Below are 26,311 nucleotides of genomic sequence, written 5' to 3' on the forward strand. Positions count from 1 at the left end.
ATGAAAGAAAATATAGATCCTATCTCACTATTTAAGCAAACTAATTTTTCAAACACTATTTGGTGGAAAGTAAAAATTAATATTTCTGGATATCAAAATGAAACTGAAAATTATTTAGTGACGGAAATAGTCAAAAATAGAATTTTTAGACTTATTTACCCAAGTCCTTATCAAAGTAAATATAAATTATCCAGGATATTGGTTCAATTTTATGAAGATGGTTATGTATGTTGGATTGATTTAGATAAATTATCTATTGAGAAATTTGATTTTAAAAACAGTTTTGTCGAATCTGATCAAATATTAATACAAACAAAAATTCCATTGATTCTTAATTGGATCAAAGATCGATCTAAGGTAAAAAATATATATCTTTGGGGTGGTACTTCAGGTCCTAATTTTGACTGTTCTGGGTTAATTCAAACGGCTTTTTTAAATCATAAAATTTATATACCTAGAGACTCTTATCAGATTAAAAGTTTTTGTAAGCATCTTTTCAATTTCAAAGAAAACAATATATCACTTAAAAAAGGAGATATTTTATTTTTTGGAAATAAAAATAAATGTGATCATGTTGGTATTTATAAAGGAGATGGACTTTATTACCATAGTTCAGGAATAGATTACGGAAGAAATGGTATAGGGATAGACACTTTGAAAGACACTAACGATAAAATTTCTCTACATTATCAATCAAAACTTATTTCTGCAGGAAGAATAGTAAGATCTTACAGATGGAATAAATCTATCAGATAGTATTTTATTTAAAAACTGACTATTGAGAATATGGTCTAGTTAAATAATGAAATCAACCAGTGGTCCAAATATTTTTAACAATGGGCATTATGGTATCTAAATGGAGAGTTCCTACAAGAAGCCATGCAAAAACAGCCCCACCACAACCACCTAACCAAAACCCGCTTGTAAAATCGGCCCAGCCTGTTCTGGTAAACAAGTCTGCAGGAGGATTATATACAGTGGCGTCGGGAGGCTGAACATTAGGAGCTTTTCCAGGAGCATTATAAAGAACCAAAAGCCCGGTTAATATGTGAACAGCGCCTATCGTTGCAAGTAGTCCTGCGGTTAATGCAAAATCAGAATTTCTTAACGGACCAGTCATAGAAAATGGACCATATAAAAGATATCCAAAAGCTGCTCCAGTTTCTAAACCTCTAAAATTTGGAGAAATCCCTTCTCTATAAAAAGGTAAATTATTAATAAATGCCTTTGTAAAGTAACCACTATTAACAGGTGTTGCAAGATTTCCAACACATGGATCTGAAACTGGTTTAACAGCCCATTGATTTGCTATACCAATATCATTTGGCTGAACAGAATTATCTATATATTTCTCATCAAATTTAATAGAACTTGTTGATTCTGAGAATGATTTTTGAAAGTCGCTCATTTTTAATAAAAGTGTAATTTGAATTTAATCAGTAGCTGTAATCAATCTTCCAATTAATACAAGAAATACTGCTGGGGTTACTAGACCAATCAATGGGACAAAGATTGATGGTAAGAACGTTGAAAAATCAGATGGCATAATCTATTAAAGATCTTTGAACACTTTAGTATTTAAAGGACAAATAGTGTTACTTTTATTACTGGATGATATAAAAATTATTAACTTTATATATGCTCAATTTTCTCTCAATAGTTCTCATCATTTTAATAATATTTTTTGTAGTAATTTTCAAGAGAAAATATATATTAAATGCTTTTAATAAAAAGAAATTATATCCAATGAAAGAAATGCATAATGAAAATAATATAATGACCTCTTCAGCAAAAAAATATAATCATTATCAAAATAGTTCTAATAAGTACTCAGAGTTTGACAAAAGAAAACTAAGAGGAAAAATGAATAACCTTTTTAATGGTTCAGCAGAAGATAAATTGAAAGCCTTAAATTTAGCAGAAGAATTAGCCGATAAATCTACATTACCCATACTCAGACGAGGTTTAAAAGATATGGATCCAGAAATAGTAGAACTTTCAGCTTCTCTTATAGGAAAATTCAAATAAAAATTCAGTTATTCATTTTAGTTTGAATTTTTCTAATCCTGTAAATTGGCCTGTTTTGACTTTCATGATAAGTTCTAATTAAAAGTTCGCTTAATAAGCCAAAACTAAATAATTGAACACCTGCAATTCCTAGTATTAAAGCGAACATAAGCATAGGTCTATTACCTATATCTTCACCTAGAATTTTTATAATAAATAAGTAAGATGTCATTCCAAGACTAACTAAAATACTTATAATCCCAACGAAACCAAATCCATACATTGGTCTTGTTAAGAATTTAGTCATAAACCAAACTGTAAGCAAATCCATTAAAACCCTAAACGTTCTATCAATCCCATATTTACTAGAACCGTATTTCCGACTTCGATGATTAACTTTAATTTCTTTAATTTTAGCTCCTTCAATTTTTGCTAATACAGGCAAAAACCTATGAAGTTCGCCATATAATTTTATATCATCTAAAATCTCTTTTTTGAAAGCTTTTAGTGAACATCCATAATCATGCAACTTTAGACCTGTAACATTGGCTATTAACTTATTTGCAATTTTTGATGGTATACGTCTATTAATTAACTTATCTTTTCGATCGTATCTCCATCCACAAATTAAATCATAGCCTTCATTTATATGGGAAATTAATTTCGGGATATCAGTTGGATCATTTTGCAAGTCTCCATCTAAAGTAATTACAACTTCGCCATTAGAATTATCAAAACCTGCTGCCATTGCTGCAGTTTGTCCGTAATTAGTGCGAAGCGAAATGACTGATAATTCCTTAATCTTGATAGTTAATTCATCCAATACATTTGAAGTAGTATCTTGAGAACCATCATTTACGACAACTATTTCAAAATTTAATTTATTAGAATACATCACATTTAAAACTTCATCTAATAAATATCCAATACTCTCACTTTCATTAAAAACAGGAATAATAATAGAAATTAACTGATTAGGATTTGTCATATGAATAGCGATTAATAATCTTATAATTTTAATTTAAACTAGAACAATAAAAATAAACAAAAAAAATCACCACTAATGTGGTGATTTAAATTATTTGATAAAACTTTATCCAAACTTACCTGAAGTAGATGCTATTACAAATGCTCCAAAAGTAAGGATGTTTCCAATTGTGAAATGAGCTAATCCAACTAGTCTTGCTTGAACAATTGAAAGTGCAACTGGTTTATCTCTCCAACCTACAAGGTTAGCTATTGGAGTACGCTGATGAGCCCAAACTAATGTCTCAATTAATTCTTGCCAGTATCCTCTCCATGATATCAAGAACATGAATCCAGTCGCCCATACAAGATGGCCAAATAAGAACATCCAAGCCCAGACAGAAAGTGAATTCACACCGAAAGGGTTGTACCCATTAATTAGCTGAGCAGAGTTTAACCAAAGATAATCTCTAAACCAACCCATTAAATAAGTCCCAGACTCGTTAAATTGAGCTACATTACCTTGCCATATAGCTAAATGTTTCCAATGCCAGTAGAAAGTTACCCATGCTATCAAGTTCAAGGCCCAGAACATTGCAAGATACATAGCATCCCATGATGAGCTATCACATGTACCTCCACGACCAGGTCCATCACAAGGGAATGCGTAACCTAAATCTTTCTTATCAGGAATTAGTTTTGTTCCTCTAGCATCTAAAGCTCCTTTAATAAGTATTAGTGCAGTTGTATGAAGTCCAAGAGCAATAGCATGATGTACTAAGAAATCTGCCGGACCTATAGGTAAGAAAGAACTAAGAGCATCTTGTCTATTAATTAAATCCATCCAGTAATGATTTCCTGGTAAAGAATTTGCCGCAACGCTAGCAGAACTTGTAGGGTCAGATAATAAAGCATCAAAGCCATACATCATTTTACCTTGAGCTGCTTGCACAAACTGTGCAAAAACCGGTTCAATTAAGATTTGTTTTTCAGGATTACCAAAAGCTACAACAACATCATTATGAACATATATTCCCAAAGTATGGAAGCCAAGTAACATAGTTACCCAACTTAAATGACTTATTAAGGCTTCTTTAGTTCCTAAAACTCTAGCTAAAACGTTATCTTTATTTAGTTCAGGATCATAATCTCTTACGAAGAAAATTGCTCCATGTGCAAATGCTCCAACCATCAAGAACATAGCAATGTATTGATGATGAGTATAAAGGGCAGATTGCGTGGTGTAATCTCTTGCAATAAAAGCATATGAAGGAAGAGCACCCATATGTTGCGCTACCAAAGAAGTAGCAACTCCAAGTGATGCTAAAGCTAATCCCAACTGGAAGTGTAAAGAGTTATTTACTGTCTCATAAATTCCATCATGGTTAATTCCAAAATTCCCTTTATGAGGATCATTAGGATGTCTTGTGTTATGAGCTTCTGTAATTTCTTTTAAACTATGACCAATTCCAAATGTATTTCTATACATATGTCCTGCAATTACAAATATGGTACCAATTGCAATATGGTGATGTGCTATGTCAGTTAGCCATAATGCTTCACTTTGGGGATGTAAGCCTCCTAAGAAGGTAAATATTGCTGTCCCAGCCCCTTCAGAAGTTCCAAATACTTGTTCCAAGGAGTCAGGGTTTTGTGCATACGCACCCCAATTCAAAGTAAAGAATGGCGCTAATCCAGCAGGATGAGGAAGTACTGTCAACCAATTATCCCAACCTACATGCTGGCCTCTTGATTCAGGTATTGCTACATGAACTAAGTGTCCTGTCCAAGCAATACTACTAAAGCCAAATAAAACAGCCAAATGATGATTTAATCTTGACTCAGCATTTTTAAACCAAGCAAGTGAAGGTCTGAATTTTGGTTGCAAATGTAACCAACCGGCAAATAAGGTCCAGCAAGCCAAGATACTCATAAAGATTGAAGCTTGGAACAGTTGCTCATTAGTTCTCATACCTATTGTGTACCACCAATGATATAAGCCTGAATAAGCTATGTTTACAGGGCCACTAGCACCTGCCTGTGTCATCGCTTCCGTAATACCAGATCCAAAATGAGGATCCCAAATAGCATGAGCTATAGGACGAACATGAGTAGGATCAAGTACAAATTGCTCAAAATTACCTTGCCAAGCGATATGGAAAAGATTTCCTGCTACCCAAAGGGCAATTATTGCTAGATGCCCGAAATGTGTAGAAAATAACTTCTGATAAAGCTTTTCTTCAGTCATACCATCATGACTTTCAAAGTCATGAGCAGTAGCTATTCCGTACCATATTCGGCGGGTTGTAGGGTCCTGAGCTAGACCCTGGTTAAATGATGGAAATTTTGTTGCCATTGTATAAAAAGGAGAAGTTCAGGTTATTTAGCCAAGCCCGAATAGGCGAGCATGGAAGAATGCCCAAGTAGTCGCAATACCGCCCACTAAGAAGTGAGTAACACCAACCGCACGACCTTGAGTAATTGATAGTGCTCTTGGTTGAATTGTTGGAGCAACTTTAAGTTTGTTATGAGCCCAAACAATTGATTCAAACAGTTCTTGCCAGTAACCTCTTCCACTGAATAAGAACATTAAGCTAAATGCCCAGATAAAGTGTGCTCCTAAGAACATCAAACCATACATACTTATAGCTGAACCATAACTGGTCAAAACCTGAGAAGATTGCGCCCATAAAAAGTCTCTAAGCCATCCATTAATAGTAATGGCACTTTGAGAGAAGTTACCTCCAGTTAGTCCCCAAACATCACTTTGCATCTTCCAAGAAAAATGGAAAATAACAATTGATAAGCAGTTATACATCCAGAAGAGTGCTAAGAAAACATGATCCCAAGAAGAAACTTGACATGTGCCTCCTCTACCAGGGCCATCACATGGAAATCTAAATCCTAATGATGCTTTATCAGGGATCAATCTTGAGCTTCTTGCATAAAGGACACCTTTAAGAAGAATTAAAACTGTTACGTGTATTTGGAATGCATGAATGTGATGAATCATCAAATCAGCAGTTCCTAAGGGGATTGGAGCGATAGCAACCTTTCCACCTACTTCAACTAAACTTCCATTAAATACTTCACTTATAGCTTTATGAGGTAAAGCTTCTGCTGTTCCGGCCAATATAGAAGTACCAACAGCTGAAGCTTGAATGCTTTGAACCCATTGAGCAAATATTGGTTGGAGTTGAATTGCAGAATCACTAAACATATCTTGAGGTCTTCCTAAAGCTCTCATTGTGTCGTTATGAATATAGAGTCCAAAGCTATGGAAACCTAACCACATACAAACCCAATTAAGATGACTTATTAACGCATCTCTAGCTTTTAAAATCCTATCTAAAACATTATCTATATGTTTTGCAGGATCATAATCTCTGACCATAGCTATGCCTGCATGAGCTCCAGCTCCAACTATAAATAATCCACCTATCCACATATGATGAGTAAACAAACCAAGCACAGTCATGTAATCAGTCGCGATATATGGATACGGAGGCATCGCATACATATGATGAGAGATCAAGATACTAAGAGAACCAAGCATTGCTAAGTTGACAGAAAGCTGTGCATGTCTACTTTCAGCCATAAATTCAAAGAGTCCTTGATGTCCTTTAGGCGCTGGAAATAAAATTGGATCTCCTTGTTGAGAATCTAATATTTCTTTCATACTATGGCCAATACCATAGTTAGTTCTATACATATGACCACCAATTATCGCAATAACTCCAAAAGCTAAATGATGATGTGAAACATCAGTCATCCATAGGCTTCCAGTAACAGGATTTAAACCACCTTTAAAAGTTAGGAAATCTGAAAAAGCAAGCCAATTTAAGCTAAAGAAATTTCCAGTACCACTTGCTAGTCCTGGAAAAATTTGAGCAATAATTTGAGGATCACACAATTGATGAGGCATTGGCATATCAGCAATTGTTGCTATCTCTTTGCCATTAATAACTAGAGGTGTGCCTGCATCAATTGCATCTAAAAGTGCTGCAGTCGGAGCACCAATATGTATACAGTGACCTGCCCATGCTAGTGATCCAAGGCCAACTAAACCAGCAATATGATGGTTTAACATTGACTCTATATTTTGGAACCATTCCATTTTTGGAGCGGCTTTATGATAATGGAAGATACCTGCATGAAGCATAAGTGCAGCCATTACAACTGCTCCTATAGCTAAGGCCATTAATTCGCTTTCATTTGTAATTCCCCATGCTCGCCACATGTGAAATACTCCAGAACTTATTTGTATTCCGTTGTAGTTAGCACCAAGATCACCATTTAGCATTTCTTGTCCAACTATTGCCCATACTTGTTGAGCCCCAGGTTTTACATGAGTAGGATCAGCTAGCCAGCCTGAATAATTTGAAAATCTTGCTCCATGAAAAAATGCAGCACTCATCCAAATAAAAATAACTGCAAGATGTCCAAAGTGAGCTGAGAAGATCTTTCTAGTTGCCTCTTCAGCGTCTCCTGTATGGATATCAAAATCATGCGCGTCTGCATGCAAATTCCAAATCCAAGTTGTAGTTTTTGGACCTTTGGATAATTTAGTTGACCAGAAACCTGGTTTATCTAATTTGGCAAAATCAATAGGTCTTGGATCAGCCTTTACTGGCTCTTCCAAAACTTTTTTGTTTTTTTCTCCACTTTCTGGTGGGCTGATGGTCATCTAGCACCTCAAAAATAATTGACCTTAAAGCAGATTTATCAAATCTTAAAGCTTACTCTCAATGATAAACTTCAAGAAACGATGAAAATCAAAACTTTAGATCTTCGTTTTAAAAATAATAAGTCAAAGATTCTTTCGATATGCAGTAACGTAACAAATGTTCTAATGATTGTTACTTAATTGATATTTCTCCAAAGCCATTAACATAAAAGGGTTCTGAGTATAATTACTTAAAAAAGACGTAAATTTCTTTAATTTTTTTTTAATATTTCGTTTTTATCTTTTTTAATTGCAGCGAAGAGATATAGTTTTAAATTGATATTAAAGAGAACTTCTTAAATTGAAAGGTATTGCAATAGGTTTTTCTGATACTTCAAAAGAGATTTTAAAAAGACTAAAAAAAACTGAATTTATTAATGAGATTTTCATAGGCAGCTCATCCCCTAAAGATAAAACAATAAAAGACTCAGTTAAGTTTGTGAAACCAAGGCAAATTCTGAGAGAAAAGTGGGAAAAATTGGAGTTGATTATCTTTGTCGGTTCAGTTGGCGCCTCTATTAGACTTATTAATTCTTTATTATCTTCCAAAGATAAAGATCCTGGAGTAATTGTTATTGATAAAAAAGGATCAAAAATTATACCTATAATTGGCGCACATCAATCAAATATCCAAAATATTGCATTTCAAATATGTAATTTATTCAGTGGTGAAATAATAGAGACTAATAATTCAATTGATCAGAATTACTTAAATATTGACTCATTTGGAAATCAATGGGGATGGAAAAGATCTGGAGATATTAAGGACTGGTCAAAATTAGTAATCAAGCAATCTACAAAAAAAGAGATTTTTTGTAGCCAATTATCAGGCAACAATTTATGGAAAACTTCTGAAGTAGGAAATACTATTACTCAATTATCAGACAAAGATTATGAGCAAAAGAAATCAATTTTTCATATATCTATATTCGATAATCATAAAAATACTTGGCATCCTCCAACTTTATGGATCGGTTTAGGTTGTGAGCGAAATACTAGCAAAGAATTAATTGAAGACTCTTTACAAAGTTTTTTAGCCACTAATAATTTATCTCCATTATCAATAGCAGGTTTTGCAACTGTTGATTTAAAAAAAGATGAGAAGGCAATAATAGAGATCTCAAAAGAAAAAAATTTACCTATAAAATTTTTTACATCTGAAGAGCTCTCTTCAATCAATACCCCAAATCCATCGAATGTAGTACTAAATGAAATTGGTACTCCTTCAGTTGCTGAGGCAGCTTGCATGATCGCTGCAGGACAAGGTTCAAAACTATTGAAAGAAAAGAAAATTTTTAAAAGTATCGATTCTTCAAAAAATACGTTTGGCGCAGTAACTATTGCAGTCTCTGAATCTAAAAATCAATATTCCCCATTAACTGGTGAGCTTCATGTTGTAGGTAGTGGGCCAGGAGATATTTCCTATTTAACAAATGATGCTAGAAAAGCTTTATCAAAATGTTCTATTTGGATTGGATACAAAATGTATTTGGATCTAATTAAACCTCTTAAAAGAAAAGACCAAGTAATGATTGAAAGCAATCTTACTGAAGAGAAAGAGAGATGTGAGAAAGCTATAAAACTTGCCGAAGAGGGAATCAAAGTAGCACTAATATCCTCTGGCGATGCAGGTTTTTATGGGATGGCTGGCCTACTTTTAGAATTAATTCAAAAAGTTCATAAAGATTTTAGGCCTTCATTTGAAGTACATCCAGGAATAAGTAGCATGCAGTTGACTGCAGCAATTGGTGGAGCCCCATTGATGAATGACTTCTGTTCAATCAGCTTGAGTGATAAGTTAACCCCTTGGGAAACTATAGAAAAAAGAATTGCAGGTGCTTTATTAGGAGACTTTGTAATTGCCATTTTCAATCCACAATCACTTGAAAGAAATTGGCAATTGAAAAGAGCTATAGAATTATGCTTAGGATATAGACCAGGAAATACTCCAGTCTTAGTAGGAAGACAAGTAGGTAGGGAAAATCAATCCAAGAGCTTTTTTAGTTTAGATAGTATGCCTTTAAAGGATATAGATATGCTATCAATAATAATTATTGGTAATTCTAAAACTACTTTGGTTGATGAAATATTTTTAACTCCAAGAGGATATTTAAAAAAGTAATTTGAAACTACATCTTATCTTGATCATTGAATATTTTGTTTTGCTTTTTTTGCGAGAGAATATTAATGTTTAATAAATAGTTTTGAGATTAATTCCTTGAATAATATTGGTGTAATTTTATTTGATATAGATGGTGTGATCCGAAGCGTAGAAAACAGTTATAGACTTTCACTTAAAAAAACAGTTTATCAATTTTGCGGTTGGGATCCTAGTTATCGAGATATAGATAATGCAAAAAACGAAGGTATCTGGAATAACGATTGGGATTTAAGTTTAGAACTAATAAAGAGGCATATTAAAAGCGAGAATCTAAAACTTAAACCACCTCAAAGGAAAGATATAATTCGATGTTTTGAAGACTTCTACTTTGGTGGAAATCCAAATAAAGATAGTAATAACTGGTCAGGTTTTATAAGAAATGAGGAGTTATTAGTGGAAAAAGAATTTTTTACTTTATTAAGTATAAATAGGATTAGTTGGGGATTTGTTAGTGGAGCAGAATCTGCATCTGCTAAATTTGTTTTAGAAAAGAGACTAAAATTAGAATCTCCCCCTTTAATAGCAATGGGTGATGCTCCTGATAAGCCAGATCCTCAAGGTTTTCTTGACTTAGCAAGCAAGCTTTCCGAAAGTAGTTTGGGTTATGCAAATGTACCCATTGCATATGTCGGTGACACAATTGCTGATATCAATACTGTTTCTAATGCAAAAAAAAGAATTCCAAGTCAAAAATTTATAAGCATTGGAGTAGCTCCTCCTCATCTCCATTTAAAATCTAGGATGAAAGAACGTATTTCATATGAATCAAAACTTAAAGATGCAGGAGCTGATTTAATTCTAAATACAGTAAATGATCTTAAAAATATAGATATTGATTTTTTTAAAAAACTCCAAGAATAAAAATAATTCTTATAAATAAATACGGAGAGGGAGGGATTCGAACCCTCGACAAAAGTTACCTCCTGTAACTCCTTAGCAGGGAGCCGCTTTCAACCACTCAGCCACCTCTCCAGTTCTTTTACATTATCAATTTTTGTGCAAACATTCAAAATTATTTATTTAATCGAAATGTCTAATCAACTTGAACTCTTGGTAATCTATTTTTAAAAGAGCAAAGAATTTCCCAAGGAATACTATTACATTTATCTGCCCAGTCAATCGGAGAAATTGATTTATCTCCTTCAGATCCTAGTAATAGCATGGTACTACCAACTTCAATATCATTTGAGTCTGTAATATCTACCATCATTTGATCCATTGTTATAGATCCAACTTGAGTATAAAGTTTTTTATTATGAATCAAACTTATTTTGCCAGATAAATTTCTAATAATTCCATCAGCATAACCAATACTTAAAACCGCTAACTTTGTTTTTCTATCACTAACAAATTTATTTCCGTAACTGACTCCAATACCTTTTTCAATAGTTCGAACAAAAGTCACTTTAGCCTTTAAAAATAAAGCAGGTTTAAGGAATAAATTTTCATTTATATTTGCTAATGGACTATAGCCATACATGGAAAGGCCAACGCGTACCATATCAAAATGAAAATCTTTGCCAAGAATCATGCCAGCAGAATTAGCAAGATGAATCTTAATATTTTCTGTATTGTCAATATCAATAATTTTCAATAATTCTTGAAATTTTTCTTTTTGTAATTGAGTGCTGCTTTTGGGATTCAAAGCATTCTTTTCATCTGCGCAAGCGAGATGACTATATATTCCCTTAACAGCAATATTTTCAAGTGATTTAATAATATTAAATTGTTGATTAAACTGATCACATTCAAATCCTAATCTTGACATCCCAGTATCAACTTTTAGATGCAACGAGAATTTGAAATTATTACTCTTTCCAATGTTATTACAAATCAAACACTCTCTAAAAGTACTAACAGTTGGCATCAAATTATTTCTAAAACATATTAATAAATCTTTTTTCGTATAAAGATTACCAAGTACAAGAATTGGGGCATTTATCCCAAAAGAACGAAGCTTTATACCCTCCTTTAAGGTTGCTACTCCTAATTGAGAAGCGCCACCTTTAATCGCATTTTCAGATACAACTTTTGCATCATGTCCATATCCATCAGCCTTAACAACTGCCATAAATTCACAATTATTTTTTAATTTTGATCTTAGTTGCCTTACGTTTGCCTCTATTGCTTTACCACTGACTTCTATCCAAGCCCTTTGAGTTGGATCTATTTCTCCTTCAAAACTTGGAAGAGTATCAAAATTAATTTTTCGATTATTCAAAGAACTTGAATTAATGATTAAGCGATTATATGCGCTTATTTAAATATACCGCTAGCATGACATGTAAATTGATATTTGGCATGGGCCAGACTCTTGTTTTAAATGCATCTTATGAACCTTTAAACATTACTTCTTGGCGAAGGGCTGTAATTTTAATGATCAAAGGTAAAGCTGAAAGTTTAGAAGAAGATCAATCATATGCCATACATTCTGGGCAAAACCTTCCTACTGTTATTAGGCTTCGCTACTACGTTAAAGTTCCCTTCAGAGAGGTTGCACTTACAAGAAAAAATATACTTCTTAGAGACAATAATTCATGTCAATATTGTAACCACAGAGGTAGTGATTTATCGATAGATCATGTTTTACCAAGAAGCAGAGGTGGAACTGACAACTGGGAAAATGTAACAACTGCATGCCTTAGATGTAATGTTCAAAAAGGTAATAGGACTCCCGAAGAAGCAAATATGCCTTTAAATCGAAAGCCATATCGTCCATTAAGTAATCTAAATTTTGAAGCCACAAGGCAAATAGACTCTGGAAAACATAAAGAATGGAGTAAATATGTGATTGGGTTAGCTGCTTAAAATTAATTAATTTTCATTTTCATTAAAATCTTCTAGCATCCTTTTTTGTTCTTGTGCTAAACAAGCATCAATAACATCATCTAATTGTCCTGCCAGAATTGGCTCTAATGCAAAATTGGATCCCAACCTATGATCAGTAGTTCTATTATCCTTAAAATTATAAGTTCTAATTTTTTCGCTTCTATCTCCACTTCCAACTTGCATTAGCCTTTGTGACCTTTCCTTAGCATTAGCTTCTTTTAATTGAATCTCATATAACTTAGCTCTTAGAATTTCCATAGCTCGCTCACGATTTTGTAGCTGAGATCTTTCTTGTGTACAAAATACTCTGATACCTGTCGGCTTGTGAATTAGATCAATAGCAGTCTCTACCTTATTAACATTTTGACCTCCAGCACCACCTGATCTAGCTGTACCAATTTCTATCTCAGTTGGATCAATCTTAACTTCTACTGGATCAGCCTCAGGCATAACCGCAACTGTTGCAGTAGAAGTATGAACTCTGCCTTGAGATTCAGTTGCTGGGACTCTTTGAACTCTATGAACACCTGCCTCAAATTTCAATTGACTATAAACAGAATCTCCTTTTACAGAAATAACTAATTCTTTAAATCCTCCCATATCTGATTCAGAAGCACTAATAGGTTTTACTGTCCAACCAATCTTTTGTCCATATCTTTCATACATTCTTGCTAGATCACCGGCCCAAATACAAGCTTCATTTCCTCCTGCTCCAGCTCTAATTTCCAACATTACACTTCTTTCATCTCTTGGATCTTTGGGTAATAAAGCAATTGTTAATTTTTCAATAAGTTGATTCTTAAGATCTTCTAGACTGAATAATTCTTCATTGATCAATGATTCCATATCTTTATCATTTCTATTCTCTTTAAGCAATTGTTTGGAGTCACCAATTTCTTTATCAGTATCAAGCAATTGATTAAAATCTAGAACCAAAGGTTCCAGCTTGGCTCTTTCTCTTGCTATTGATTCTAGTTTTTTAGGGTTATTTGCAATATCTGGGTCAGCCAACTGCATTTCCAAATTGACAAAACTTTCTGAAGCATTTTTCAACCTTGCAATTAATGTTGTATATTCCAATTGAAAATTTGCTTAATTTTTGATTAGTAAATTTTTATTTATCTGATTTTTTAGATTCTTTTGTTTCTTTTGAAGTGGCTGAATCGGCTGAACCCATTCCATATTTTTTCATAAACCTATCAACTCTACCTTCAGTATCAAGAATCTTTTGTGTCCCAGTAAAGAAAGGATGATTCCCACTCCAAACATCAACATGTAATTCAGGCTTAGTTGAACCTGTAGTCATTACGACTTCTCCATTACAAATAACTTTTGCATCTGGATACCATTTAGGATGAATTTCTGATTTAGGCATAATAAAAGATGTTTTAACGTTTAGAGAATTGACCAGCTTTCCGAGCTTTTTTAAGACCATATTTTTTTCTTTCTTTTGATCTAGGGTCTCTACTAAGGTGACCTTCTGTTTTTAAAGGCTTTCTGTTATCAGGAGATAAACCACAAAGAGCTCTAGCTGCTCCTTGCTTGATTGCATCTGCCTGCCCTGTTAAACCACCACCAAAAACATTTACAAAAATATCGTATGAATTTTCAAGGCCTAAAGTTAGCAAAGGTGCTTTAACTGAATTTAAGTGTGATGGGTTAAAGTTTAAGTAATCATCACCAGATCGACCATTTATTTTAATTTGTCCATTGCCGGGAATTAAACGAACTCTTGCTACAGAAGTTTTTCTTCTTCCGGTACCCCAATAAACTGCTTTGTTTTTTATTTGACTATTCATTAGTAGAGCTTAACTATTTAATAATACAGGATTTTGTGCAGCATGAGGATGATCTGAACCTTTATAAACTTTTAATTTCTTGAATTGCTGTCTTCCCAATGAATTATGAGGAAGCATTCCTTTAACAGCTTGCTCAATTATTCTCTCAGGAATTCTTTCTTGCAGCGATTCAAATTTTTCAACTTTCATTCCTCCTGGTCTACCAGAATGCCTTCTGTATAATTTCTGTGATGCTTTTTTACCTGTTACCTCTACTTTCTCGGCATTAACAACAATAACAAAATCACCTGTGTCTAAATGAGGGGTAAATGTTGGTTTATTCTTTCCTCTCAGAACAGCAGCTATTTCTGTAGAAAGCCTGCCAAGTGTCTTATCTTTAGCATCAACTAAAAACCAATTTCTTTCGATAGTTTCTACAGAGGGAGTAATAGTTTTATTCATTTATAAATTTTACTTGAATAAATTTTAATCAGTTTTAAATTCTACCTTATTGAAGGAGGAATAAACAATTATTTTGATTATCTAAATATATTATTTAAGTTTATAAAATCTTCCAATCTAGGAGTAACCTCTAATTACAAATTTCGGGAAAAGGTCATTTTTATTAATCCTTTTAAAAATATTTTCTTCGTATATAGAATTTACGAAACATAAACCTTTGGCTGGCGCTGACTCTCGAACATCATTTTTCTTTTTTAAAACCCATCTATCTTTAAAAATATCTGGTGTTATTTTCTTTTCTCCTACTAAAACAAGTTGACCCACTATTGAACGTACCATTCCATAAAGAAATCCTGTAGCTTTTATATCTATCAATATCAAATCATCAGTTCTCTCCAATTTTATATTTTTTATTGTTGTCACTGAAGTTGATCTATTACTTCCACTCTTTTGAAAAGCAAAAAAATCATGCTCTCCAATCATTCCATCTAAGGCAATTGACATTGAAAACTCATCAAGATATTTCTGGTATCTATGCCATGACCACTTATTTAAAAACAAATTAGGTATCTTACTATTATTAATTACGTATCGGTAATGTCTATAAACTGCAGAATAGCAAGCATGCCAGCTATTTTTTACTTCTACTGATTCTAGGATTCTAATAGTATGAGGTAATCTACTATTTAGTACATCTGCATAACGATCAATTGGTATTACGAAATCAATATCAAAATGAATTACTTGACCAGAAGCATGAACTCCAGCGTCTGTTCTTCCTGAAGCAAATGTTTTTATAATTTGATTTGATATTTTAAATAGGCAATTTTCTATTGTCTCTTGAACACTTATTGCATTTTTCTGTCTTTGCCAACCTGAATAATATGATCCATCATATTGGATAACTAAAGCTACTCTTTTCAAAAGTTATTTTATATTTCCAAGTTTTATTTTTCTATCTTCAAACTAGTTCAATGATAGCCATTTGGGCATTATCACCTTTTCTAGCAACAGTTCTGACGATTCGGGTATAACCACCGTTTCTTTCTCCATATCTTTCTTGAGCTTTTTCAAATAGTGAGTGAACTAACTTTTTATCATAAATATAACCAAGTGCTCTTCTTCTGGCTGATAAAGTCCCCTCCTTTGCTAAGGAAATCATTCTTTCCGCCTCATTTCTTAAAGCTTTAGCTCTTGCTTTGGTAGTAGTTATTCTACCTTCTCGAATAAGTTGCGTAGTTAAAGCTCTAAGAAGAGCTTTTCTTTGATCAGCTGGTTTACTTAAAAGAGGAACTCTTAGTTGATGTCTCATAATCTCAATAGTTTGTTAAACAGATGTCCTGCTTTGTGGAATTGAAATTCCTATTCGCTCAAGAGCTTCAATCACCTCATCTGCAGATTTCGAGCCAAAGTTCTTAATTTCTAAAAGATCTTCGTAACTGAATCCCATTAAATCTGAAACAGAATTAACTTGTGCTCTTTTCAAACAATTATACGCTCTAACGGACAAGTTTAGTTCTTCTAATGGAATTTGCGCTTCAGGAGAAGGTTCTGGTTCTTCAGGTATTTCTTCAACCATTGTAACGGTTGCTAGGGGCTGAAAGAGTTCAATTAACTGGTTTGCTGCTTCAGCAATTGCATCATCAGGGCTTGTGGAACCATCTGTAACAACTTCCATTTTTAATCTTTCTCTACCTGTTGCTCCTTCTGCAACAGCAGTTTCATCTATTGTGAAGTTAACTCTTTTTACAGGCATAAAAACAGCATCAATCTGGAGCAAGTCTATAGCTGTAGTTTCTTGATTTCTTCGATCTACAGGTCTATAACCAACCCCTCTTTCTACATGAATTTCTAGCTCTAAATTATGTCCCTCTTGAATAGTTGCGATAGGTTTTTCACCATCAACTATTTCAACTTGAGAAGAAAATTGTATATCGTTTGCCTTTACTTCCATTGGGCCATTAACTACTAACCTCCCAATCTCAGTCTCTGGGTTGGAACTATTAATAGAGAGTTGCTTACAATTTAAAAGAATATCTAGAACGTCTTCTCTAACTCCTGGGATAGTGGCAAATTCATGATTAATTCCTGCAATTCTTACAGCAGTAACAGCACTACCTTCAAGTCCTCCCATAAGAACTCTTCTTAAAGAATTACCGAGAGTTGTAGCTTGTCCTCTTTCTAAGGGGCCAATTAAAAATGTTCCTGTTTGGGAGCGATCATCTGAAATTTGATGATCGATTCTGTCAATCTGGTATTGCAACACGGAAAAAAAAAGGTTGAAAGTTTGGGGGGGAGTGGTTAAGTTCTAAACGCGTCTACGTTTAGGTCTTCTGCATCCATTATGAGGTAATGGAGTTACATCTCTTATTAGAGTTATTTCTAAACCGGCCACTTGTAAAGCTCTTATGGCGGTTTCCCTACCTGAGCCAGGGCCTCTAACTAATACTTCTATTTGTCTCATACCTTGATCAAGAGCTCTTTTAGCTGCTGCTTCGGCAGCTGTTTGAGCAGCAAATGGAGTCCCTTTTCGAGCACCTTTGAATCCACTTGCTCCTGCAGAAGACCAAGAAATTACATGGCCCGAAGTATCAGTTATAGATACGATAGTGTTATTAAAGGTACTTTGAATATGTACTACGCCATTTGGTACATTTTTCTTTGATTTCTTTGAACCTGTTTTTTTTACTGGAGCTGCCATAACAATTTAGATAAATAAATTTAGTGTCATTTTTTTTATAATTAATTGATTATTTTTTTCTTCCGGCAACTGTTTTTCTCGAGCCTCTTCTCGTTCTAGCATTTGTTCTTGTTCTTTGACCTCTTACAGGAAGACTCATTCTATGCCTTCTCCCTCTTACACAACCAATATCTTGCAAGCGTTTCATCGCCATACCCTCTTTCCTGCGTAAATCACCCTCTACAGTAAAGTCTTCTGTAGCACCTCTCAATTTCTGTACATCACTATCTGATAAATCTTTGACACGAATATCAGGATTAACTCCTGTATTTGAAAGGATTAATTTTGATCTTGTTAGACCAATTCCATAGATGTATGTAAGTGCAATTTCAACTCGTTTTTCACGAGGTATGTCAATTCCTGCAATCCTGGCCACTTGTTTCGAATTAGTAAAAGGTTTTTAATTAAATTTCGTCAAAGATTAACCTTGACGCTGTTTGTGTCTAGGGCTAGCGGTGCAAATAACCATTACCCTGCCATGCCTACGAATAACACGACATTTGTCACACATTTTTTTTACTGAGGCTCTAACCTTCATAAGGTTTTCTCATTAAAATGTTAATTCTATATTCTACATCATCGACAAGCCATTTTTTGTTTTATATCAGCAGAAATTGTTTTTAGATCACCATCAGCCTTGATATTTTCTAATAAGGCAAGATCTTTGTAGTATTCAATCAATGGCTCTGTAGTTTCCTTATAAATTTTTAATCTTGTTTTAATAGTTTTTTCATTATCATCTTTTCTACCCCTAATAAGTAAACGCTTTATTAAAACTTCGTCTGGTATATCTAAATAAAATACGATTTCTAAAGGTTGATTTATATTAATCAATACATCATTAAGAGAATGCACTTGAGACAAATTTCTAGGATAACCATCTAAAATCCAACCATTATTATCCTTATCCAAATTTTTTTTTACAATTTCTAAAACCAATTGATCACTTACAAGTTCCCCATTATTCATAATATCTTTTACTTGTTTACCCAAATCAGTATCCAAATCAATTTCTTTTCTTAATAATTCTCCAGTAGATAAATGTAAATAAGAGTTGGCTTCACTCAAAAGGGCAGCTTGAGTTCCTTTACCTGCTCCGGGCGGTCCTAAAAATAGTAAATGTTTTTTCATTAATTATTAACTAATCCCTCATACCTCTGAGAAATAACATAAGTTTGAATTTGTTTAGCCGTATCGATAGCAACTCCTACAAGAATCAATAGTGAAGTGGCTCCTAAACCTTGAAAAGTTTGAACATTAGTTGCTCTTTCCACAGCCGCAGGAATTATGGCTACTGAACCTAAAAATAATCCTCCTAATAGTGTCAGCCTATTTTGAATACCTGACAAGTAATTTGCTGTATTAGAACCAGGTCTTACTCCAGGAATAGCAACTCCTCCCTTTTTTAAATTAGATGCTACATCTACTGGATTAATGGTAAGAGAGGCATAAAAGTATGAGAAACCTAAAATTAAAGCAAAAAATGTTAGTGCATATGGCCATGGATTGGAAGAACCCGGATTTAAACTACCAGCTAATTTAATTAGAATTGGATTCCCGGTAACATTTGCAACTGTTATTGGTAAAAATATCAAGGCAGATGCAAAGATAATTGGCATTACTCCTCCAGCATTCAACTTTAATGGCAAATAACTTTGTCTTGTTGGAAGTAATGAAGAATTACCTATCTGTCTTTTTGCACTAACAATTGGTATGCGTCTTGCTCCTTCTTGAACAAAAATTATTCCTACGATTGTTAGTAAAAAGACTCCGAGTAAAACGGCTATACCAAGAACATCTCCACGATCGCCAGTTTGTGCTTTTTCAATAGTTGAACTCAAAGCTTTTGGCAAGGTTGCAACAATATTTAAGAAGATCACCAATGAGGCGCCTTGACCTATTCCTTTCTCCGTAATAATTTCACTAAACCACATTACTATCATTGAGCCTGTTACAAGGGCAATAGATGTTTGCAAAACAAAAGCAGTTTCACTTATACCCTCGATTGCATACTGTCTAAGAATTAACGAGAATATTATACTTTGTAAAAAACCCCATCCCAAAGAAACATATCTGGTAATCTGAGCGATTTTTCTTCTACCTGCTTCACCCTCATTTTTTTGCAAATCTTCAAGGACAGGTAATGAAGCAGTCAAAAGTTGAATAATAATTGAAGCATTAATAAAGGGTAAAATTCCAAGTGCAAATATTCCTAAGGTTGAAATTCCTCCTCCAGTAAAAATATCTAGAAAACCAATTAATTGACCACCCTGGTCAATAAAACTTTTAAACGCAACTCTATCAATTCCAGGCATTGGTATATAAATGCCCAGTCGGACCAAAAGTAGAAGACCTAAAGTTGTTAAAACTCGATTCCTTAACTCTTTATTTAAAAATAATTGAGTGACTATTTCTGAAGCACTAGGATTTCTACTTTTGTTAATTAACATCGGCAAATAAAATTAAATTTATGAGTAAATTTATTTATTATTAATAATTTCGCAAGATCCACCTGCAGCTTCTATTTTTTCCTTGGCAACTTTAGTGAATGCATGAGCTTGAACTTTTAATTTCACTTTAACTTCTCCATTACCTAAAATTTTGAGAGGAAATTTCGGCTTAAATAACAACTTTTTTTTCACAAGCGAATCTATATTGACAACTTCACTTTCTTTGTATTCACTTAATTTGCTTAGATTAACTATTGAAAAATTTTTTTGATTAATAATTTCAAAATGCTTTAACTTGGGTACTCTCCTGTAGAGGGGCATTTGACCACCTTCAAATCCAGGTCGTGTAGGTCTACCAGATCGAGATTTCTGTCCTCTCATACCAAAACCACAAGAAGCTCCCTGCCCTGCCGCGATACCTCTACCTTTTCTTAATTTTTTCTTTCTTGAACCTGTGTTTGATTTTAGTGTATTTAAAGTTGAAGTCATAATTTTAAGAGTAAAGCTGTTCAAGAGAAATACCTCTCTCTCTAGAGGCAGATTTGTGGGTTCTTAATTGAGAAAGAGCTACCATTGCAGCTCTCGCATTATTTAAGGGTGTTTTACTACCTAATCTTTTAGCTAAGACGTTTTTTATACCTGCTAATTCTAAAACTGTCCTAATTGACCCACCAGCAATTACACCTGTACCAGGTGCAGCAGGTCTAATAAGTACATTCGCTGCTCCATCTCTCCCTTTAGATAAAGTAGGGATAGAATTATTCGGAGTTAAAGGAACTCTAACAAGATGTTTTTTACCGTCTGAGACTCCTTTCCTTACTGCTCCAATAACATCTCCTGCCTTCCCTACTCCTACTCCTACTTGTCCTTTCTCATTCCCAACAACAACAATTGCTCTAAAACTCATTTTTTTACCACCTTTTACTGTTTTAGATACTCTTCTAATTTGAACAACTCTTTCTTGCCACTCAGAATCCCTCTCATTTTTAGAGTCACCTCTTCGATTTCTTTTTCGATCATTATTACGATTACCTCTCCTCTGTTCATTAGCATTAGATGAGGGTGCATTCTCAGTCTTTGACTGATTTTCTTGTTTTGTTGGAGTGTCTGTCATGATAAAAATAAATATTTAGAAGTTCAAGCCTTCATCACGGGCCGCATCTGCTAGAGCTTTAACTCTGCCATGATATAGATTTCCACCTCGATCAAAAATTACTTGTTTAACACCTTTCTTCATTGCTCTTTTAGCTAATAATTTACCAACAATTGAAGAAGAGCTGCAGTTAGAAGAGAGTTTTTCTTTATCTTCCTTAAGTTCTTTATCTACCGTAGAAGCAGAACATATAGTTTGTTGTGCATCGTCGTCAATAACTTGGGCATAAATATGATTATTTGAACGGAAAACAGCTAATCTTGGGCGTGCGCTACTACCAATTAAGTAACGCCTTAATCTTTTATGCCTTTTTTGAGTTTGAAGTTTCCTTGAAATTTTAGCCATGATTTTTAAAGCAATTATTTTTTGCCGGATTTACCAGCTTTTCTGATGATTCTCTCATCTTGGTATTTGATACCTTTACCTTTATAGGGTTCTGGAGGTCTGATTGATCTGATTTTTGCTGCTTCATTTCCAACAATTTCTTTATCAATTCCAGATACAGTTACATTAGTATTACTTTCAACCTTGTATGTTATACCATCGGGGGGGGTCATTTCTACTGGATGACTATATCCAGCACTTACTACTAAATTTTTTCCTTTCACTTGAGCCCTAGATCCAACACCTACTATTTCCAATTTCTTTGAGTAGCCTTCAGTAACTCCCTGAACCATATTTGAAATCAATGTTCTACAAAGACCATGCCTTTCCCGTGAATATCTTTTCGTAGTTGCTGGAGTAACAACGATCTGATTTTCTTTCTGATCAAAATTTACACCTTCAGGCATCAGTCTTTTGAGTTCCCCTTTTGGACCCTTTACGGTAATGCTTAATCCCTTAATATCAACAGATACCTTTTCTGGTATTTGTACTGGAGATTTTCCTATTCTTGACATAATTAATACCCCTTAATAAACATAACAAAGAACTTCGCCACCGATGCCTTGTTTCCTTGCGTCACGGTCACTCATTACACCCTTTGAAGTTGATACTATAGCAACTCCAAGACCCCCAAGAACTTTTGGTAAGCCCTTTGTATTTTTATAAACTCTCAATCCAGGCTTACTTACTCTTTGCATTGATCTGATAGTAGGAAATTTACTTTTACCACTATATTTAAGTCCTAAAACGATTTGAGACTTGTAACCTTCACCTTCCTCATTAATATCAGTTATGAAACCTTCTTTTTGCAGAACTTTAGCTATGCTTAGAGACATTTTAGAAGCTGGGATTGCGGTAGATGTATGCTTTTTTTGACTCGCATTTCTTATACGAGTAAGCATATCTGAAATAGGATCGTGATTTGACATGTTTATAAAGTTAATTACTAAAAGGCATTCCTAGCTCTTTCAAGAGAGCTTTACCCTCTTGATCGGTTGAGGCGCTGGTTACGATTGTTATATCCATTCCTCTAATGGAATCTATTTTATCAAATGAAATTTCAGGAAATATCAATTGTTCTTTGACTCCTAAAGTATAATTACCTCTTCCATCAAAGCTTTTTGGATTAACACCTCTGAAATCTCTAATTCTTGGTAAGGCTAGATTTATAAATCTTTCTAAAAAAGAATACATTCTATCTCCCCTAAGGGTAACGGTACAGCCAATTGCCATTCCTTCCCTTATTTTAAAGCCAGCAATTGCTTTTTTGGATCTTGTAACTAAAGCTTTTTGTCCCGTAATAGTTGCCATTTCATTTAAAGAGGCCTCTAAAGCCTTTGAATTTGAAGCAGCTTCTCCAAGACCTCTATTTACGTTAACTTTAATAACCTTGGGTACTTGATGAATATTTTTAAGACCAAGGTCTTTTAAAAGCTTTGGTCTTATTGCTTCTTTGTAGCGAGTTTTAAGAGTCATGATTTTTGTAATTAATTCTGGTCTTTGTCAGAATTGTGTAATAAGAAAATTGAAATCTCGTTTTTGATGAAGAATTTAATCAATTAGTTCACCAGTTTTTTTTAATCTCCTTTTTTTAACTCCCTCTTTATCAATAAAATATTCTATTTTACTTATTAGATTTTTATCCTTTGAAAAAAACATTACATTAGAAGCATGTAATGATGCTTCTTCTGTCAAAATTCTCCCACTTTCACCTTCTTGAGTAGGTTTTACATGTTTTGTCCTAAGATTTACTCCCTTCACAACTACTCTATTCTCTAGGGGAATAGTTTTTAATACTTCACCAGTCTTACCTTTTTCTTTACCATTAATAACTTTGACTAAGTCTCCTGTTTTAATTCTCATTTTTATTCGTTTGAAGTTTTTCTTTTGTTTAAGTGAGTCCAACATTTAAATAACCTCCGGAGCTAAAGAAACGATCTTTGTAAAATTCTTATCGCGTAATTCCCTTGCTACTGGACCAAATACTCTTGTACCTTTTGGATTTTTATCTTCATTAATCAAAACGGCTGCATTATCGTCAAAACGAATTGAGTTCCCTGTATTTCTTCTTAAAGTATGTCTTGTCCTAACAATAACTGCTTTAACGACATCTGATTTTTTAACCCCCATATTTGGCAATGCATCTTTTACTGATGCAACGACAACATCTCCCACATGTGCATATCTTCTATTTGAACCAAGCACTCTTATACATTGAAGTCTTTTAGCTCCACTGTTATCAGCAACAGTTAAATAAGTTTCCTGTTGAATCATTTTTTATCCTCCTTACTCGTTATTGTTTTATTAAGAATTTCCTCTATTGCCCATCTTTTATGAGCACTTAGTGGCCTTGTTTCTTTAATTTTAACTCGATCTCCCAAAACACATGTGTTTTCTGGATCATGTGCCTTATAGCGAGTAGTTTTACTTACAATCTTTTTATAAGTTGGATGTGGGTATCTATTGATTACGGCAACAACAACTGTTTTGTCCATTTTGTCGCTTACAACAGTACCAATTCTTTCTTTAAGTGCCATAGCAATAATTAATCAGCGGGTTTTTGAGAAGTGGATTGACTTTTACTAAGAGTAAGTAATTGTGCAACTTGTTTCTTAATGATTTTAAATTGATGAGTTTCATTAAGCTGTCTTGTTGCCTGCTTGAATCTCAAGTCGAAGAGATCTTTTCGGAGTTGATCAATTTTTTCGGTAATTTGAGAAGAATTTAACTTTTTAAATTCTTTTATAGATTCTGAATTTTTCATTTTTTAACCTCCTCTTTTGAATCTTTCCCTGTCTTACCTTCTACTGATGAATCACTACTTAGATTTATATCACTAGAAATAAATTTTGTTTTTACTGGTAATTTATATTGTGCTAGACGCATAGCTTCTTTTGCAATTTCTTCTGTAATCTCTTCGCCACCCATTTCAAATAATATTCTTCCAGGTTTTACAACAGCCACCCAAAACTCTGGATTACCTTTTCCTGATCCCATCCTAGTTTCAGCTGGTCTCATAGTGACTGGTTTGTCTGGAAAAATACGAATCCATATTTTGCCACCACGTTTAACATATCTTGTCATTGCTCTTCTACTTGCTTCAATCTGTCGAGCAGTTACCCACCCACAATCTTGAGCTTGGAGTGCAAACTGACCAAATGCAATGGTATTACCCTTAGAGGCAATTCCTTTCATTCTGCCTCTATGCTGTTTTCGGAATTTAGTACGTTTTGGACTAAGCATTGTTATACCTCCTATGATTTCTCATTTGAACGATCCTCAAATTGCTGAGGTTTTCGGCTACCTTTCCTTCTCGGAATAGCACCAACAGGAATAGTTTGTTCTTCTTTGGGAAGAACCTCCCCTTTGAAAACCCAAACTTTAATTCCTAATACACCATAAGTTGTATTTGCTTCGCGCAGTGCATAATCAACCTCAGCTCTCAAAGTGTGAAGAGGAACCCTACCTTCTCTAGTCCACTCTGTTCTAGCTATTTCTGCACCATTGAGTCGTCCTCCTACTTGTACTTTCAAGCCTAAGACACCAGCTCTTTGTGCTCTTTGCAAAGCCATCCTTATAGTTCGTCTAAAGGCAACTCTTTTTTCTAATTGTTGTGCTATGTATTCAGCAAGTAAATATGCATCTGCATCAACTCTCTCCACTTCAACAACATTAATTCGAACTTGCCTTGTTCTATCTCCTATGGTTTTTTGTATACCTGACCTCAATTCTTCAATGCCACTTCCTTGCCTTCCTACAACCACTCCAGGTCTGGCTGTTTTCAATTCTAGTTCTAACTGGTCGGCTTTTCTAGCAATTAGTACATCACTGATTCCAGCTGAACTATATTTCTTTTGGATAAAAGTACGTATTTTATCGTCTTCTTGAAGAAGAGTTGGATAAGTTTTAGAAGTAGCAAACCATTTTGAACGATGTTCTTGTGTGATGCCTAACCTAAACCCTGTTGGGTTAATTTTATTACCCATTAGTTTTGTCCCTCCGTATTAGTTTGATTAGGAGCAGATTCAACAGAAATACTTATATGGCAAGTCTGTTTTTTGATAGAGAAGGCTCTACCTTGAGCTCTCGGTCTGAACCTTTTCATCACCGGACCGTTATCAGCCGAAGCTGAAGATATTACTAGGGACGAGGGGTCCATACCCAAGTTATGTTCTGCATTAGCTACTGCAGATCTTAAAACCTTAGTAATTGGATCAGTAGATCTATATGGCATAAATTCCAACATAATAAGTGCGTCTCTATAAGATTTACCTCTAATTTGATCGAGAACTCTTCTTACTTTTGATGCAGAACCACGAATGTACTTACCGTGAGCAATAGCTGTTTTTGTCATTTCAGGTGTTTTTGTCATTTATCTTGCCCCCTTCTTATCTCTTAAGTGGCCACGATAGGTTCTTGTAGGAGCAAATTCACCTAATTTATGGCCGATCATTTGTTCAGTTATAAAAACTGGTATATGGGCCTTACCATTGTGAACAGCAATCGTATGACCAATCATAACAGGAAGGATAGTCGAAGATCTAGACCATGTTTTGATGACTGATTTATCATTATCAGTATTTTGTTTTTCTACCTTTTTAAGCAAACTATCTGCTATAAAAGGCCCTTTTTTTAATGAACGTCCCATAATTTAT

The 26,311-nt window shown here is 34.2% G+C and carries 37 protein-coding genes and 1 tRNA gene; 5 read left to right on the forward strand and 33 right to left on the reverse strand.

Annotation, left to right across the window (positions count from 1 at the left end; genetic code table 11):
* Complete coding sequence (locus tag ACTF45_RS00310) at positions 1-756, forward strand: NlpC/P60 family protein (protein ID WP_438949156.1); 756 nt, start codon at positions 1-3, stop codon at positions 754-756.
* Positions 757-808: 52 nt separating this feature from the next.
* Here the strand turns inward: ACTF45_RS00310 and ACTF45_RS00315 are convergent, their stop codons facing one another.
* Both ACTF45_RS00315 and ACTF45_RS00320 read right to left on the reverse strand, forming a co-directional pair.
* On the reverse strand, positions 809-1,408 hold the full coding sequence (locus ACTF45_RS00315) for a photosystem I reaction center protein subunit XI (RefSeq protein WP_011133147.1): 600 nt from the start codon (positions 1,406-1,408) through the stop codon (positions 809-811).
* Between the two features lie 24 nt (positions 1,409-1,432).
* The gene (locus ACTF45_RS00320) at positions 1,433-1,546 is read right to left on the reverse strand and encodes a photosystem I reaction center subunit VIII (protein ID WP_011133148.1); all 114 of its coding nucleotides are present in this window, start codon (positions 1,544-1,546) and stop codon (positions 1,433-1,435) included.
* Between the two features lie 200 nt (positions 1,547-1,746).
* Here ACTF45_RS00320 and ACTF45_RS00325 point away from each other — a divergent pair, with 200 nt between their 5' ends.
* Entirely contained in the window at positions 1,747-2,028 is a 282-nt protein-coding gene (locus tag ACTF45_RS00325; RefSeq protein ID WP_288347093.1) for an annexin, read from the forward strand.
* Between the two features lie 4 nt (positions 2,029-2,032).
* On the opposite strand, the gene ACTF45_RS00330 is transcribed toward ACTF45_RS00325, so the two are convergent.
* The 3 genes from ACTF45_RS00330 to psaA form a co-directional block, all read right to left on the reverse strand.
* On the reverse strand, positions 2,033-2,995 hold the full coding sequence (locus tag ACTF45_RS00330) for a glycosyltransferase family 2 protein (protein ID WP_438949157.1): 963 nt from the start codon (positions 2,993-2,995) through the stop codon (positions 2,033-2,035).
* A gap of 105 nt (positions 2,996-3,100) precedes the next feature.
* Positions 3,101-5,329, reverse strand: a complete 2,229-nt coding sequence (gene psaB / locus ACTF45_RS00335) for a photosystem I core protein PsaB (RefSeq protein WP_288347096.1) — start codon at positions 5,327-5,329, stop codon at positions 3,101-3,103.
* 27 nt (positions 5,330-5,356) lie between these two features.
* Complete coding sequence (psaA, locus tag ACTF45_RS00340) at positions 5,357-7,660, reverse strand: photosystem I core protein PsaA (RefSeq protein ID WP_288347098.1); 2,304 nt, start codon at positions 7,658-7,660, stop codon at positions 5,357-5,359.
* A 340-nt stretch (positions 7,661-8,000) separates the two neighbouring features.
* Here psaA and cobJ point away from each other — a divergent pair, with 340 nt between their 5' ends.
* On the forward strand, positions 8,001-9,821 hold the full coding sequence (gene cobJ, locus ACTF45_RS00345) for a precorrin-3B C(17)-methyltransferase (protein ID WP_438949158.1): 1,821 nt from the start codon (positions 8,001-8,003) through the stop codon (positions 9,819-9,821).
* A 96-nt stretch (positions 9,822-9,917) separates the two neighbouring features.
* Complete coding sequence (locus tag ACTF45_RS00350) at positions 9,918-10,721, forward strand: TIGR01548 family HAD-type hydrolase (protein ID WP_438949159.1); 804 nt, start codon at positions 9,918-9,920, stop codon at positions 10,719-10,721.
* A 22-nt stretch (positions 10,722-10,743) separates the two neighbouring features.
* Here ACTF45_RS00350 and ACTF45_RS00355 read toward each other — a convergent pair.
* Together ACTF45_RS00355 and alr are read right to left on the reverse strand one after the other, a co-directional pair.
* Positions 10,744-10,832 (reverse strand) — tRNA-Ser (locus tag ACTF45_RS00355).
* A 61-nt stretch (positions 10,833-10,893) separates the two neighbouring features.
* Positions 10,894-12,081, reverse strand: coding sequence for an alanine racemase (alr, locus tag ACTF45_RS00360; RefSeq protein ID WP_288347103.1), 1,188 nt, complete (start codon positions 12,079-12,081; stop codon positions 10,894-10,896).
* 29 nt (positions 12,082-12,110) lie between these two features.
* On the opposite strand from alr, the gene ACTF45_RS00365 reads away from it, so the two are divergent.
* Positions 12,111-12,668, forward strand: a complete 558-nt coding sequence (locus tag ACTF45_RS00365) for an HNH endonuclease (protein WP_288347104.1) — start codon at positions 12,111-12,113, stop codon at positions 12,666-12,668.
* 6 nt (positions 12,669-12,674) lie between these two features.
* On the opposite strand, the gene prfA is transcribed toward ACTF45_RS00365, so the two are convergent.
* The 26 genes from prfA to rpsS all read right to left on the reverse strand — a co-directional run bounded on the left by prfA (position 12,675) and on the right by rpsS (position 26,304).
* A complete protein-coding gene (gene prfA / locus ACTF45_RS00370; protein ID WP_288347105.1) occupies positions 12,675-13,769 on the reverse strand; it encodes a peptide chain release factor 1 in 1,095 nt (364 codons plus the stop codon).
* Positions 13,770-13,803: 34 nt separating this feature from the next.
* Complete coding sequence (gene rpmE, locus ACTF45_RS00375) at positions 13,804-14,064, reverse strand: 50S ribosomal protein L31 (protein WP_011133158.1); 261 nt, start codon at positions 14,062-14,064, stop codon at positions 13,804-13,806.
* A gap of 13 nt (positions 14,065-14,077) precedes the next feature.
* Entirely contained in the window at positions 14,078-14,488 is a 411-nt protein-coding gene (gene rpsI / locus ACTF45_RS00380; RefSeq protein WP_288347107.1) for a 30S ribosomal protein S9, read from the reverse strand.
* Between the two features lie 9 nt (positions 14,489-14,497).
* Positions 14,498-14,929 carry a 50S ribosomal protein L13 gene (gene rplM, locus ACTF45_RS00385; RefSeq protein ID WP_288347108.1) on the reverse strand — a complete coding sequence of 144 codons (432 nt, stop codon included), beginning with the start codon at positions 14,927-14,929 and terminating at the stop codon, positions 14,498-14,500.
* A 117-nt stretch (positions 14,930-15,046) separates the two neighbouring features.
* Positions 15,047-15,853 (reverse strand): tRNA pseudouridine(38-40) synthase TruA, encoded by an 807-nt coding sequence (gene truA, locus ACTF45_RS00390; protein WP_438949160.1) that lies wholly within the window; start codon positions 15,851-15,853, stop codon positions 15,047-15,049.
* A gap of 37 nt (positions 15,854-15,890) precedes the next feature.
* Entirely contained in the window at positions 15,891-16,241 is a 351-nt protein-coding gene (rplQ, locus tag ACTF45_RS00395; RefSeq protein WP_011133162.1) for a 50S ribosomal protein L17, read from the reverse strand.
* A gap of 15 nt (positions 16,242-16,256) precedes the next feature.
* Positions 16,257-17,195: a DNA-directed RNA polymerase subunit alpha gene (locus ACTF45_RS00400; protein WP_288347110.1), complete on the reverse strand. Its 939-nt coding sequence runs from the start codon at positions 17,193-17,195 to the stop codon at positions 16,257-16,259.
* Positions 17,196-17,237: 42 nt separating this feature from the next.
* The gene (gene rpsK, locus ACTF45_RS00405; protein ID WP_036930693.1) at positions 17,238-17,630 is read right to left on the reverse strand and encodes a 30S ribosomal protein S11; all 393 of its coding nucleotides are present in this window, start codon (positions 17,628-17,630) and stop codon (positions 17,238-17,240) included.
* Between the two features lie 49 nt (positions 17,631-17,679).
* The gene (rpsM, locus tag ACTF45_RS00410) at positions 17,680-18,045 is read right to left on the reverse strand and encodes a 30S ribosomal protein S13 (protein ID WP_288347112.1); all 366 of its coding nucleotides are present in this window, start codon (positions 18,043-18,045) and stop codon (positions 17,680-17,682) included.
* A gap of 45 nt (positions 18,046-18,090) precedes the next feature.
* Positions 18,091-18,207 carry a 50S ribosomal protein L36 gene (gene rpmJ, locus ACTF45_RS00415; RefSeq protein ID WP_011133166.1) on the reverse strand — a complete coding sequence of 39 codons (117 nt, stop codon included), beginning with the start codon at positions 18,205-18,207 and terminating at the stop codon, positions 18,091-18,093.
* Positions 18,208-18,245: 38 nt separating this feature from the next.
* Complete coding sequence (locus tag ACTF45_RS00420; protein ID WP_288347113.1) at positions 18,246-18,800, reverse strand: adenylate kinase; 555 nt, start codon at positions 18,798-18,800, stop codon at positions 18,246-18,248.
* Positions 18,800-20,119, reverse strand: a complete 1,320-nt coding sequence (gene secY, locus ACTF45_RS00425; protein ID WP_288347114.1) for a preprotein translocase subunit SecY — start codon at positions 20,117-20,119, stop codon at positions 18,800-18,802. Before secY ends, ACTF45_RS00420 begins: the two co-directional genes overlap by 1 nt.
* Positions 20,120-20,149: 30 nt before the next feature.
* Positions 20,150-20,608, reverse strand: coding sequence for a 50S ribosomal protein L15 (gene rplO, locus ACTF45_RS00430; RefSeq protein WP_288347115.1), 459 nt, complete (start codon positions 20,606-20,608; stop codon positions 20,150-20,152).
* A gap of 4 nt (positions 20,609-20,612) precedes the next feature.
* Positions 20,613-21,233, reverse strand: a complete 621-nt coding sequence (rpsE, locus tag ACTF45_RS00435) for a 30S ribosomal protein S5 (protein WP_288347116.1) — start codon at positions 21,231-21,233, stop codon at positions 20,613-20,615.
* A gap of 15 nt (positions 21,234-21,248) precedes the next feature.
* Positions 21,249-21,617 carry a 50S ribosomal protein L18 gene (gene rplR, locus ACTF45_RS00440; protein WP_288347117.1) on the reverse strand — a complete coding sequence of 123 codons (369 nt, stop codon included), beginning with the start codon at positions 21,615-21,617 and terminating at the stop codon, positions 21,249-21,251.
* A gap of 14 nt (positions 21,618-21,631) precedes the next feature.
* Positions 21,632-22,171, reverse strand: a complete 540-nt coding sequence (rplF, locus tag ACTF45_RS00445; protein WP_288347119.1) for a 50S ribosomal protein L6 — start codon at positions 22,169-22,171, stop codon at positions 21,632-21,634.
* A gap of 12 nt (positions 22,172-22,183) precedes the next feature.
* Positions 22,184-22,585, reverse strand: a complete 402-nt coding sequence (gene rpsH / locus ACTF45_RS00450; protein WP_288347120.1) for a 30S ribosomal protein S8 — start codon at positions 22,583-22,585, stop codon at positions 22,184-22,186.
* Positions 22,586-22,595: 10 nt separating this feature from the next.
* Positions 22,596-23,132, reverse strand: coding sequence for a 50S ribosomal protein L5 (gene rplE, locus ACTF45_RS00455; RefSeq protein ID WP_011133174.1), 537 nt, complete (start codon positions 23,130-23,132; stop codon positions 22,596-22,598).
* Between the two features lie 75 nt (positions 23,133-23,207).
* Positions 23,208-23,564, reverse strand: coding sequence for a 50S ribosomal protein L24 (rplX, locus tag ACTF45_RS00460; protein ID WP_288347122.1), 357 nt, complete (start codon positions 23,562-23,564; stop codon positions 23,208-23,210).
* On the reverse strand, positions 23,565-23,930 hold the full coding sequence (gene rplN, locus ACTF45_RS00465; protein ID WP_011133176.1) for a 50S ribosomal protein L14: 366 nt from the start codon (positions 23,928-23,930) through the stop codon (positions 23,565-23,567).
* Entirely contained in the window at positions 23,927-24,193 is a 267-nt protein-coding gene (gene rpsQ / locus ACTF45_RS00470) for a 30S ribosomal protein S17 (RefSeq protein ID WP_288347124.1), read from the reverse strand. The genes rplN and rpsQ overlap by 4 nt, the downstream gene beginning before the upstream one ends.
* Before the next feature lie 8 nt (positions 24,194-24,201).
* Positions 24,202-24,420, reverse strand: a complete 219-nt coding sequence (rpmC, locus tag ACTF45_RS00475; RefSeq protein WP_288347126.1) for a 50S ribosomal protein L29 — start codon at positions 24,418-24,420, stop codon at positions 24,202-24,204.
* Positions 24,417-24,899: a 50S ribosomal protein L16 gene (gene rplP / locus ACTF45_RS00480; protein WP_288347128.1), complete on the reverse strand. Its 483-nt coding sequence runs from the start codon at positions 24,897-24,899 to the stop codon at positions 24,417-24,419. Before rplP ends, rpmC begins: the two co-directional genes overlap by 4 nt.
* Positions 24,900-24,910: 11 nt before the next feature.
* Positions 24,911-25,642: a 30S ribosomal protein S3 gene (gene rpsC, locus ACTF45_RS00485; RefSeq protein ID WP_288347129.1), complete on the reverse strand. Its 732-nt coding sequence runs from the start codon at positions 25,640-25,642 to the stop codon at positions 24,911-24,913.
* Entirely contained in the window at positions 25,642-26,028 is a 387-nt protein-coding gene (gene rplV, locus ACTF45_RS00490) for a 50S ribosomal protein L22 (protein WP_288347131.1), read from the reverse strand. The genes rpsC and rplV overlap by 1 nt, the downstream gene beginning before the upstream one ends.
* The gene (gene rpsS, locus ACTF45_RS00495) at positions 26,029-26,304 is read right to left on the reverse strand and encodes a 30S ribosomal protein S19 (RefSeq protein ID WP_011133182.1); all 276 of its coding nucleotides are present in this window, start codon (positions 26,302-26,304) and stop codon (positions 26,029-26,031) included. It abuts the gene before it with no gap.
* Between the last annotated feature and the right edge of the window lie 7 nt (positions 26,305-26,311).

The sequence above is a fragment of the Prochlorococcus sp. genome (assembly GCF_965655815.1).
Classification (GTDB): Bacteria; Cyanobacteriota; Cyanobacteriia; order PCC-6307; family Cyanobiaceae; genus Prochlorococcus_A; species Prochlorococcus_A pastoris.